This window comes from Arthrobacter sp. AD-310 (assembly GCF_054656615.1).
In genome coordinates this window covers 1-11,312 of the sequence record NZ_BAAHNO010000047.1, presented here as the reverse complement: position 1 = coordinate 11,312, position 11,312 = coordinate 1, and the positions used below count along the sequence as shown (strand labels likewise).

Sequence of the window (11,312 nt, the reverse complement as noted above, 5' to 3'; positions counted from 1 at the left end):
GGTTTGGAGTCGCAGATCGCGGTGATGTGGTCGGGGTTGCCGGAGAAGTCGGGGATGAGCAGTTCGACGCCGGTGCCGGGGTTCAGTTCGTGGATCTTGCGGACGGTTTCGGCGTAGAGCCAGACGCCTTCGTCCTCGAGGTCGTCGCGGGCGACGCCGGTGACGGTGGCGTAGCGCAGCTGCATGGACTGGACGGAGCGGGCGACCTTGGTGGGTTCGAACCGGTCCAGGGGTGAGGGTTTGCCGGTGTCGATCTGGCAGAAGTCGCAGCGGCGGGTGCATTCGGAGCCGCCGATCAGGAACGTGGCTTCCTTGTCTTCCCAGCATTCGAAGATGTTCGGGCAGCCGGCCTCTTCGCAGACGGTGTGCAGGCCTTCCTTCTTGACCAGGTTCTTCAGCCCGACGAACTCCGGGCCCATCTGGACCTTGGCCTTGATCCAGTCCGGCTTGCGCTCCACCGGGACAGCCGCGTTGCGCTGCTCGATCCGCAGCATTTTCCGGCCTTCAGGTGCCAATGTCATGATCGTGTTTCCTTTGTTGGTTGGGCTTGTCGAAACCCTGGTGTCAGCATTCGACGACGTTGACGGCGAGGCCGCCCATGGCGGTTTCTTTGTATTTGTCGCTCATGTCCTTGCCGGTTTCGCGCATGGTGATGATGACCTCGTCGAGGGAGACGCGGTGGGTGCCGTCGCCCCAGAGCGCCATTTTCGCGGCGTTGATCGCCTTCGCGGCAGCGATCGCGTTCCGCTCGATGCACGGGACCTGCACCAGCCCGCCGATCGGGTCACAGGTCAGGCCCAGGTTGTGTTCCATCGCGATTTCCGCGGCGTTTTCCACCTGAGCGGGGGTTCCGCCCATGACCTCGGCCAGGCCCGCGGCGGCCATCGACGACGCCGACCCGACCTCGCCCTGGCAGCCGACCTCGGCCCCGGAGATCGAGGCCTGCTCCTTGTACAGCACCCCGACCGCTCCCGCGGCCAGCAGGAACCGCACCACCACGTCCTCCCGGTCGGCCCGGGTGGCCTGGTCCATGCCGGGGGCGAAATGCAGGGCGTAGAACAACACCGCCGGGATGATCCCGGCCGCCCCGTTCGTTGGGGCAGTCACCACCCGGCCGCCCGAAGCGTTCTCCTCGTTCACCGCCAGCGCGACCAGGTTCACCCACTCCTGCCAGTACCGGGGATCAAACGACACCCCGCCCAGGTCCCGGTCCGTGTCATCGCCGGGGTTTTGGCCGGTTTCCTTGCAGGCGCTTTCTTTTTTCAGCCGGTCGAACCAGTCCGGGGCGCGGCGGCGGACCTTCAACCCGCCCGGCAGCAGCCCCTCCCGCCGCAGGCTGGTCTGCACGCAGGCTTCCATCACCGACCAGATATGCAGCAAACCTGCCCGGATCTCATCCTCGCCCCGGGAAACCTTCTCGTTCACCAGCATCACGTCCGCGATGCCCAGGCCGGTGTCCCGGCAGTGGGCCAGCAGTTCCGCGGCGGTCCGGAACGGCAGCGGCAGCTCGTCCTTGGACGCGTCCAGTTCCTGCTGCGCTGCTTCTTCCCCGCCCTCGCGGACGATGAACCCGCCCCCGACCGAGAAAAACGTCGCGCTGTGCAGCACCTCCCCGGCCGCGTCGGTCACCGTGAACGTCATGCCGTTGGTGTGCCGCGGGAGCACCGTCAACGGCCGCAGCACCATGTCCGTCACCCCGTACGGCAACGGCAGCGAACCTGCCAACTGCACCATCCCGGTCCCGGCAATCGCGGCCAGGCGTTCCTCCACCTCCGCGGGCAGGATCAGCTCCGGATGGAACCCCTCCAACCCCAACAACACAGCGGTCATCGTCCCATGCCCATGCCCGGTCGCCGCCAGAGACCCATACAAGTCCACCCGCAACCCCGCCACATCCGCCAGCTTCCCCGAGGCCTTCAATTCCTCGGCAAACACAGCAGCAGCCCGCATCGGCCCCACAGTATGAGACGACGACGGACCAATCCCAATCGAAAACAGATCAAAAACGCCAACAGCCATGACGGGTTTCCTAACTTAAAGAGTTCGTGGCGGGGTTGGGTGCGCCTGGCCGGATTCCTCCGCGTGCTCGGTCGCGAAGACGCCCGCTGAGCGGACGTGACGCTCTCTAAGACGCACGTCTCCGGAATCCGCCCAGCCGCTTGGGCCGCTCACCAGCGCGAGGGACTCGCCGAGCGTCAGCGGAGCCGGACTTTTCGAAAGCGTGCGTCAGAGGCGAGGAACGAGCCAGCACGCGTGAAAATGTCCGGTCCGCCGACGCGGACGCAACCAGGGTGAAGCACTTAGGCGAGGTTGGTGATTGACGGGTAGAGCGGGTGGGCTGCGGCGAGGGTTTCGACGCGGTGACGGAGCTCCGAAAGGTCTGCGCCGGCCTCGGCCGTTAGTGCTTCGGCGATGATGTCCGCGACCTCCCGGAAGGCGTCCTCGCCGAACCCGCGGGTGGCGAGGGCCGGGGTGCCGATGCGCAGGCCGGAGGTGACCATGGGCGGGCGCGGGTCGAAGGGGACGGCGTTGCGGTTGACGGTGATGTCGATCGCGGCGAGCCGGTCTTCGGCCTGCTGTCCGTCGAGGTCGCAGTTGCGCAGGTCCACCAGGACCAGGTGCACGTCGGTGCCGCCGGAGACCACGCTGATGCCCTTGGCGGCCACGTCCGGCTGGACCAGGCGCTCGGCCAGGATCCGGGCTCCCGCAAGGACGCGTTCCTGCCGTTCCTTGAACTCCTCCGACGCGGCAATCTTGAAGGCGACGGCTTTGCCGGCGATCACGTGCTCGAGCGGCCCGCCCTGCTGGCCCGGGAAGACCGCGGAGTTGATCTTCTTGGCGACGTCGGCGTCGTTGGTGAGGATGATTCCGCCACGCGGACCGGCGAGGGTCTTGTGCGTGGTGGAGGTGGTGACGTGGGCGTGCGGCACGGGGGAGGGGTGCAGCCCTGCGGCGACCAGCCCGGCGAAGTGCGCCATGTCCACCATCAGGTAGGCGTCCACGGAATCCGCGATCCGGCGGAATTCGGCGAAGTCCAGCTGCCGCGCGTAGGCGGACCAGCCGGCCACGATCAGCTGCGGCTTGTGCTCCTGCGCGAGCCGCTCCACCTCCGCCATGTCCACGGTGTGGGTGTCCTCCCGGACGCCGTACGGGACCACGTTGTAGAGCTTGCCGGAGAAGTTGATCTTCATGCCGTGGGTCAGGTGGCCTCCGTGGGCCAGGTTAAGGCCCATGATGATGTCGCCTGGCTTGATCAGGGCGTGCATCACCGAGGCGTTCGCCTGCGCGCCGGAGTGCGGCTGCACGTTCGCGTATTCGGCGCCGAACAGGGCCTTGACCCGGTCGATGGCGAGCTGCTCGATGACGTCAACGTGCTCGCAGCCGCCGTAGTAGCGCTTGCCCGGGTATCCCTCCGCGTACTTGTTGGTCAGTACCGAGCCCTGCGCCTGCATCACAGCCGCGGCAGTGTGGTTCTCGGAGGCGATCATCTCCAGGCCGTCGCGCTGGCGGCCCAGTTCGTCGTCGATCTTCGCGGCGATCTCGGGGTCCAGGACGGCGAGGTCGGCGTTCAGGCTGGGGGAGACGACCTGCTGGAAGGCGGTTGCTGCGCCGGCGCTCACAATTCGCCGCCGTTCGCTGCGGCGTACTCTTCGGCGGAGAGCAGGGGGCCTTCCTCGGTGACGGCTACCTTGAAGAGCCAGCCTGCGCCGTAGGGGTCGCTGTTGATCAGTGCGGGGTCGGAGACCACGCCGTCGTTGACTTCGGTCACCTCGCCGGTGACGGGGGCGTAGAGGTCGGACACGGACTTGGTGGACTCGACCTCGCCGCAGGTCTCACCGGCGGTCACCGTGGAGCCGACCTCGGGCAGGTCCACGTAGACAATGTCGCCCAGGGCGTCGGCGGCGACGGCGGAGATGCCGATGTTCACCGGACCCGCTCCGTCCGCGGCAACCCACTCGTGCTCGGCGGAGTACTTCAGTTCAGCTACAACTTTGCTCATGATTTGTCCTTTGCTTCTGGAAACTTGGAGGTTTTACTTTTGGCGCTTGTAGAAGGGGAGTGCCACTACTTCGAAGCGTTCGGGCTTGCCGCGGAGGTCGACGTCCACCACGGTGCCAACCTCGGCGAATTCGACGTCGACGTAGGCCATCGCGACCGGGTAGCCGAGGGTGGGGGACGGCTGGCCGGAGGTCACCTCGCCGATCAGGGTGCCGTCCTTGAGGACCGGGTAATGGCCGCGGGCGGCGCGGCGGCCGGTGCCCTTCAGGCCCACGAGCTTCTGCCCGACGGTTGAGCCGACGCCGGCCGCCTTGAGGGCTGCCAGGGCTTCCTTGCCGACGAAGTCGCCTTCCTTGGAGAGCGCGACGACGGGCCCCAGGCCGGCGGCGTACGCATTGACGCGCCGGGAGAGTTCGTTGCCGTACAGCGGCATTCCGGCTTCGAGCCGGAGGGAGTCGCGGCAGGCGAGGCCGGCGGGGATGAGGCCGGAGCCTTCACCGGCAGCGAGCAGCGCTTCCCACAGGGCCGGAGCGTCCAGGTTGCCCACGTAGATTTCAAAGCCGTCCTCGCCGGTGTAGCCGGTGCGGGCCACGAGCAGGTTCCGGATGGCTCCGCCGAAGCTGATGCCCACTTCCACGGCGGCGTAGTACTTCAGTCCGGTGACCAGGGCGTGCTGGCCTGCGGGGACCAGTTCCAGCAGGATCGCCTCGGCGGCGGGGCCCTGGACCGCGATGAGAGAGGTCTCGGCGGAGGCGTCCTGCACGGTCACGTTGAAGTTCGCGGCGCGCTCCCGCAGAGCCTCGGCCACCACCTTGGCGTTGCCCGCGTTCGGGACCACCAGGAACGTGTCGTCAGCCCGGCGGTACGTGATCAGGTCGTCGATGATGCCGCCGTCGGTGTCGCAGATCAGCGAGTACTTGGCCTTGCCCACGGCGATGGCGGACAGCTTGCCGGCCAGGGCGTAGTCCAGGAACGCACCGGCGTCGGGGCCGGTGACCCAGACCTCGCCCATGTGGGAGAGGTCGAACAGTCCGGCGGCGTTGCGCACGGCATGGTGCTCGGCCAGTTCGGAGCTGTATTTCAGGGGCATCTGCCACCCGCCGAAGTCCGTGAAGGAGGCGCCGGCCTTTTTGTGCTGCTCGTAGAGGGCAGTGTAGTTCTCGGTCATGGGAAGTCCTTTAGTTCTCAAATTCGGAAAGCGGCGGGCAGGAGCAGACCAGGTTGCGGTCGCCGGCGGCGCCGTCGATCCGGCCGACCGGCGGGAAGTACTTGTCCTGCCGCAGCGACGGAACCGGGAAGGCGGCCTGCTCACGGGTGTAGGCGCGGTCCCAGTCGGAACTGACGACGGCGGCAGCCGTGTGCGGTGCGTTGCGCACCGGCGATGCCTCCAGGGAGAAGTCCCCGGCCGCCACCTGCTCGATCTCGGCGTGGATGGTGATCATGGCCTCGATGAAGCGGTCGATCTCCGCGAGGTCCTCGGACTCGGTGGGCTCCACCATCAGGGTTCCCGCTACCGGGAACGCGAGGGTGGGGGCGTGGAAGCCGAAGTCGATCAGCCGCTTGGCCACGTCCTCGGCGGTTACGCCGGTGCGGGCGGTGAGTTCGCGCAGGTCCAGGATGCACTCATGGGCCACGAGGTCGCCTTCACCGGTGTAGAGCACGGGGAAGTACTCGTTCAGGCGGGCAGCAACGTAGTTGGCAGCCAGCAATGCGGACTTGGTGGCCTGGGTGAGGCCTTCTCCGCCCATCAGTTTTACGTAGGCCCAGGAGATGGGCAGCACGCCGGCGGAGCCGAAGCGGGAGGCCGAGATCGCCACGCCATGGCCTTCTTCATGGGCGGCCTTATTGGCATCCCCGGGCATGAACGGTGCCAGGTGCGCCTTGGCCGCGACCGGTCCGACGCCGGGTCCGCCGCCGCCGTGCGGGATGCAGAAGGTCTTGTGCAGGTTCAGGTGGGACACGTCGCCGCCGAACTTGCCCGGCTGCGCCAGCCCGACCAGGGCGTTGAGGTTGGCACCGTCGACGTAGACCTGCCCGCCAGCGGCGTGGACGGCGTCGCACACGTCCCGGACGTCACCGTCGTACACGCCGTGGGTGGACGGGTAGGTGATCATGATGCAGGACAGGACGTCCTTGTGGGCCTCGATCTTGGCCTGCAGGTCGGCGTGGTCGATGGTTCCGTCAGGTGCCGTGGCGACCACCACGACCTTCATGCCGGCCAGGACCGCGGAGGCGGCGTTGGTGCCGTGCGCCGAGGCCGGGATCAGGCAGATGTTGCGCTGTTCGTCGCCGCGGGAATGGTGGTAGCCGCGGATCGCGAGCAGGCCGGCGAGTTCGCCCTGGGATCCGGCGTTGGGCTGGATGGACACCTGGTCGTAGCCGGTGATCTCGGTCAGGTCAGCTTCCAGCCCGGCGATCAGTTCGCGCCAGCCCTCGGTCTGGGAGTCCGGTGCGAACGGGTGGATGGAGGCGAACTCCGGCCAGGAGATGGCTTCCATCTCCACGGTGGCGTTCAGCTTCATGGTGCAGGAGCCCAGCGGGATCATGGTCCGGTCCAGCGCCAGGTCCCGGTCGGAGAGCTTGCGGATGTAGCGCAGCAACTGGGTCTCGGACCGGTGCGTGTTGAACACCGGGTGCTCCAGGTAGCCGGAGGTGCGCAGGGCGGATTCGGGCAGGTCGAAGCCCTTCGCGTCGCCTACCGGGCCGGCGCCAAAGGCGACGGCGACGGCGGACAGCGTTGCCGCCGTCGTCGTCTCATCAATGGAGACCCCCACGGTGTCGGCGTCGACGAAGCGCAGGTTGATGCCGCGGGCTTCCGCGGCGTTGATGACCTTGGCGGCCTTGCCCGGCACCCGCACGGTCAGGGTGTCGAAGAAGGAATCGGCGACCAGTTCGCGGCCCATCGCGGTGAGTGCGGTGGCCAGGACGCGTGCCTTGTGGTGGACGCCCTCGGCGATCGCCTTCAGGCCGTCCGGGCCGTGGTACACGGCGTAGAAGGAGGACACGATGGCCAGCAGCGCCTGGGCGGTGCAGATGTTTGAGGTGGCCTTCTCGCGGCGGATGTGCTGCTCGCGGGTTTGCAGGGCCAGGCGGTAGGCGGGGGCGCCGGCGTTGTCCTTGGAGACACCGACGATCCGGCCGGGAAGGGTGCGTTCCATACCTTTCTGGACGGCCATGTATGCGGCATGCGGGCCGCCGAAGAACAGCGGGACGCCGAAGCGCTGGGTGGAGCCGACGGCGATGTCGGCGCCCTGCTCGCCCGGCGGCGTGATGAGGGTAAGGGCCAGCAGGTCCGCGGCAACGGTGACCAGGGCGCCGCGGTCCTTGGCCTCAGCGATCACTCCGGACTGGTCCCAGACGCGTCCGGAAACACCGGGTTGCTGCAGCACGATGCCGTTGATGGCACCCTCGGGCAGGCCCTTGGACAGGTCGGCGACCTCCACTTCGAAGCCGAGCGCCTCGGCGCGGCCCTTCACGATGGCAATGGTCTGGGGCAGGCAGTCGGCGTCCAGGACCGTCTTGCCATCCTTCGCGGACTTGTCCTTGTTGGCCCGGCGCATCAGCAGCACGGCCTCGGCTACGGCAGTGGCTTCGTCCAGCAGGGAGGCGTTGGCCACCGGGAGGGCGGTGAGGTCCTGGACCATGGTCTGGAAGTTCAAAAGCGCCTCCAGCCGGCCCTGCGAAATCTCCGGCTGGTACGGGGTGTAGGCGGTGTACCAGGCGGGCGACTCAAGGATGTTCCGCCGGATCACGGCCGGGGTGACGGTGTCGTAGTAGCCCTGGCCGATCATCTGGACCGCGGTCTTGTTCTTGCCTGCGATCCGGCGCAGTTCGGCAAGGACCTCGACCTCGCTGAGGGCGTCGGAGAGGCGCAGCGCGGTTTCCTGCCGGATGGATGCGGGCACGGCCATGTCAACGAGGCCGTCCACGCTGTCGTAGCCGACGGCCTTGAGCATGGTGTCGACGTCGGCCTGCCGCCGGGCGCCGATATGGCGGTCAACAAAGGCTGTTGGGTGGGATTGAATCGTCATGAGGAACTCCGGGTCTTGGCCGGCCAGGGTGGCACGGCGTGGGATGGGTTCCTCCCCGCTCTGTATTGGACCTGAGAGATTCCGCGTGGCCTGCTGGTGGCAGGGGCCGCTTGCACCGTCGGTGAACCAGTAAAACCGGTTACTTTCCAGAGTTGCCTCGCCGTGACGGTACATGGGCCTGAGAGATTCCTGGGGAGGTTTTGCTCCTACGGCGCCTGCCCGGGTAATGGTCCGGGAGGGCTCTCCCGTCACAGCTCGAAAGGCTTATTCAAATGTGGGTGATTCGGCTCACAAGGTACAAGACTTTTCAACCAAAAAGCAAATCCGGGCCTTCGTGCGGCGGTGTGTCCGGGCCGGGCGATTTTGTGACACACGCGGCTTGACATGCCGGCGTGACGGGCAACACACTGATCCGGTGGCTGGCGCCGTTGCCGGCTGGCTCCACCGATTCGGAGCAGCCTCTGCGTGTCGATGGTCCTCCCGGGGACCGGGCCGGCCACCCCTCAACAATTGAAGAGCCTTTGACCTGCGGCGGGAGAGTCCTGCCCGGTACATTCAGCAGGCGCCGTAGGAGCAAACCCTCCCCAGGAAACTCTCAGGCACCCGTACCGCCGCGGAAAGGCAACTCTGGAAAGCAGCGAGGCACGGCCTGGCTCACCGACGGTGCAAGCATGTCCCGGCACAGGGCGTGCGGAATCTCTCAGGTCCAATACAGAGCGGGGAGGAACCGAATCCATGCGGCGCCACAGGTGCTGCTTGAACGATGGAGTTCCTCATGACGATTCACCCTCCTGCGTCCTCCGGCGGCCAGCCAGCCCGCGGCGCTGCCCCTGCCGCCTCCGGCCGGCCCAGCGAACCCCCGCACCTGGAGCGGCAGTTGAGCAACCGGCACATCCAGCTCATCGCCATTGGCGGGGCCATCGGCACCGGCCTGTTTATGGGCTCGGGGAAAACAATTTCCGCGGCCGGCCCGTCCGTGATCTTTGTCTACATGATCATCGGCTTCATGCTCTTTTTCGTCATGCGGGCCATGGGCGAACTGCTGCTGAGCAACCTGAACTACAAGTCCTTCAGCGACTTCGCGGCCGATCTCCTGGGGCCATGGGCCGGGTTCTTCACCGGCTGGACCTACTGGTTCTGCTGGGTCATCACCGGAATCGCGGACGTCATCGCCATTGCCGGCTACTCGCAGGAGCTCTGGCCGGGCCTTCCGTTGTGGATCCCCGGCCTTGCCACGGTAGCCATCCTGCTGCTGCTGAACCTCGCCACCGTGAAGGCCTTCGGCGAAACTGAATTCTGGTTCGCCCTGATCAAGATCGTCGCCATCGCAGCCCTGATCATCGTGGGCCTGGTCATGATCTTCACAGGTTTCCAGAGCGAGGCCGGGGCAGCCGGCTTCACCAACCTGTACAGCCACGGGGGCTGGTTCCCCAACGAATTCATGGGCTTCGTGGCCGGCTTCCAGATCGCCGTCTTCGCCTTCGTGGGCATCGAACTGGTGGGCACCACCGCCGCCGAGGCCAAGAACCCGGAGCGGAACCTGCCCAGGGCCATCAACGCCATCCCCATCCGCGTCCTGCTGTTCTACGTCGGGGCCCTAGTCATCCTCATGTCGGTCACCCCGTGGACCCAGTTCGCCGCGGGCCACAGCCCGTTTATTGGAATGTTCTCCCTGGCCGGACTCGGAGCGGCTGCCACGGTGGTCAACCTGGTGGTCCTCAGCTCCGCCATGTCCTCCGCCAACTCCGGCATCTATTCGACTTCCCGCATGGTCTTCGGCCTCGCCCAGGAGGGCGACGCCCCCGCCGTCTTCAGCCGCCTGTCCGCGAGGAAGGTGCCCAGCAACGCGCTGTTCCTCTCGTGCGTCCTGCTGCTCTCCGGCGTCGTTCTCATGTACGCGGGACAGGACGTGGGCAAGGCGTTCGAAATGGTCACCACCGTGTCCGCCGTCTGCTTCATCTTCGTCTGGTCCATCATCCTGGCCAGCTACATCGCGTTCCGGCGACGCCGCCCGCACCTGCATGCGGCGTCGAAGTTCAAGATGCCCGGCGGCATCCCTGCTGTATGGGCCGTGTTCGGGTTCTTCGGCTTCGTCCTCTGGGCGCTGACCACGCAGCCGGATACCCTTGCCGCCCTGCTGGTTACCCCTGTCTGGTTCCTCATCCTCGGAGTCGCCTGGGCTGTCCTGCGCCGCCGGCCCGCCCACCTCGCGCGCTTCGAGGTCTTCCGCGCAGAACTGCGGGCCGACCGGATTGCCGCCGATGGCAGGATCGCCGGCGGCAGCGCCGGCGATCCTGCAGGCGGTCCTGCGATCGAGAAGATGGAGGCGCGGAAGTGACCGTAGCGAAGACCCTCCCCGCACCCCGGCCGGCGGCGGGGGCCGGGGTGGACACCGAGTTCATCCTCACGTTCCACTGCCGCGACGCATTGGGGATAGTGCAGGCTGTAGCCGCCTTCCTCCTCAAGCAGGAGTGCTACATCGTCGACATCAAGCAGTTCGGGGACAAGGCCAGCGGCGAATTCTTCATGCGGGTCCACTTCAGTGCGGAGGAAGCATCCGACGGCGGCCTGTTGAGGGAGCGGTTCGGTCCCCTCGCCGGGGACTGGGGGATGCAGTGGCGGCTCGAGCCGCGCGGACGCCGCCGGAAAGTACTGGTGATGGTGTCCAAGTACGACCATTGCCTCCGGGACCTGCTGGCCCGGTCCCGCGACGGCGACCTGCCCGTGGAGATCGTCGCGGTGGTGTCCAACCACCCCGACAGCGCGGAACTGGCTGCCTGGCACGGGATCCCGTTCCATCACATCCCGGTGACGGCCGAAACCAAGCCCGAGGCCGAAGCGAAGCTGATGGAACTCGTGGACGGCCTGAACGTGGAACTGGTGGTGCTGGCCCGCTACATGCAGGTGCTGAGCGACGACCTGACCCGAAAGCTGGACGGCCGCGCCATCAACATCCACCACTCGTTCCTGCCCAGCTTCAAGGGCGCCAAGCCGTACCACCAGGCGCACGCCCGCGGGGTCAAGACTGTTGGCGCCACGGCGCACTACGTCAATTCCGAGCTCGACGAGGGACCCATCATCTCCCAGCAGGTCATCGAGGTGGACCATACCTACACCCCCGAGGACCTGGTTCGGGTGGGCAAGGACGCCGAATGCCGGGCGCTGACCAACGCGGTCCGGTGGCATGCCGAAGGCCGGATCATCCTGTCCGGGAACCGGACTGTCATCCTGCGGTAGCAACCGGCGGGGCCGCAGCCGCGGCAGGCAGCCCGTGCCTGCGGC

Annotated in this window: 8 protein-coding genes and 3 riboswitches; of the genes, 2 read left to right on the top strand and 6 right to left on the bottom strand. The window is 66.9% G+C overall.

Features of this window, described 5'->3' with window-relative positions; all coding sequences use genetic code 11:
• From ACYQ1Z_RS19820 to gcvP, 6 genes are all read right to left on the bottom strand, one after another.
• Positions 1-521, bottom strand: a 521-nt coding sequence (locus tag ACYQ1Z_RS19820; protein WP_459794260.1) for a lipoyl synthase, incomplete at its 3' end; no start/stop codon positions are given.
• Positions 522-564: 43 nt separating this feature from the next.
• Complete coding sequence (locus tag ACYQ1Z_RS19815; RefSeq protein WP_459794259.1) at positions 565-2,019, bottom strand: L-serine ammonia-lyase; 1,455 nt, start codon at positions 2,017-2,019, stop codon at positions 565-567.
• A gap of 281 nt (positions 2,020-2,300) precedes the next feature.
• The gene (gene glyA, locus ACYQ1Z_RS19810) at positions 2,301-3,620 is read right to left on the bottom strand and encodes a serine hydroxymethyltransferase (RefSeq protein ID WP_459794258.1); all 1,320 of its coding nucleotides are present in this window, start codon (positions 3,618-3,620) and stop codon (positions 2,301-2,303) included.
• Positions 3,617-4,000, bottom strand: a complete 384-nt coding sequence (gene gcvH / locus ACYQ1Z_RS19805; protein WP_459794257.1) for a glycine cleavage system protein GcvH — start codon at positions 3,998-4,000, stop codon at positions 3,617-3,619. The genes glyA and gcvH overlap by 4 nt, the downstream gene beginning before the upstream one ends.
• Positions 4,001-4,033: 33 nt before the next feature.
• Entirely contained in the window at positions 4,034-5,167 is a 1,134-nt protein-coding gene (gene gcvT / locus ACYQ1Z_RS19800) for a glycine cleavage system aminomethyltransferase GcvT (RefSeq protein ID WP_459794256.1), read from the bottom strand.
• Positions 5,168-5,177: 10 nt separating this feature from the next.
• A complete protein-coding gene (gcvP, locus tag ACYQ1Z_RS19795; RefSeq protein WP_459794255.1) occupies positions 5,178-8,030 on the bottom strand; it encodes an aminomethyl-transferring glycine dehydrogenase in 2,853 nt (950 codons plus the stop codon).
• A 156-nt stretch (positions 8,031-8,186) separates the two neighbouring features.
• Positions 8,187-8,288, bottom strand: a riboswitch (glycine riboswitch).
• A gap of 264 nt (positions 8,289-8,552) precedes the next feature.
• Positions 8,553-8,651, top strand: a riboswitch (glycine riboswitch).
• 1 nt (position 8,652) lies between these two features.
• Positions 8,653-8,755: riboswitch (glycine riboswitch) on the top strand.
• Between the two features lie 50 nt (positions 8,756-8,805).
• Here gcvP and ACYQ1Z_RS19790 point away from each other — a divergent pair.
• Both ACYQ1Z_RS19790 and purU read left to right on the top strand, forming a co-directional pair.
• Positions 8,806-10,368 carry an amino acid permease gene (locus ACYQ1Z_RS19790; RefSeq protein ID WP_459794254.1) on the top strand — a complete coding sequence of 521 codons (1,563 nt, stop codon included), beginning with the start codon at positions 8,806-8,808 and terminating at the stop codon, positions 10,366-10,368.
• The gene (gene purU / locus ACYQ1Z_RS19785) at positions 10,365-11,267 is read left to right on the top strand and encodes a formyltetrahydrofolate deformylase (RefSeq protein ID WP_459794253.1); all 903 of its coding nucleotides are present in this window, start codon (positions 10,365-10,367) and stop codon (positions 11,265-11,267) included. The genes ACYQ1Z_RS19790 and purU overlap by 4 nt, the downstream gene beginning before the upstream one ends.
• Positions 11,268-11,312 lie beyond the last annotated feature (45 nt).

Coding starts and splice junctions, on each gene's coding strand:
- ACYQ1Z_RS19790 (WP_459794254.1), top strand. CDS start 8,806: ATGACGATTCACCCTCCTGCGTCCTCCGGCGGCCAGCCAGCCCGCGGC.
- ACYQ1Z_RS19815 (WP_459794259.1), bottom strand. CDS start 2,019: ATGGCTGTTGGCGTTTTTGATCTGTTTTCGATTGGGATTGGTCCGTCG.
- gcvH (WP_459794257.1), bottom strand. CDS start 4,000: ATGAGCAAAGTTGTAGCTGAACTGAAGTACTCCGCCGAGCACGAGTGG.
- gcvP (WP_459794255.1), bottom strand. CDS start 8,030: ATGACGATTCAATCCCACCCAACAGCCTTTGTTGACCGCCATATCGGC.
- gcvT (WP_459794256.1), bottom strand. CDS start 5,167: ATGACCGAGAACTACACTGCCCTCTACGAGCAGCACAAAAAGGCCGGC.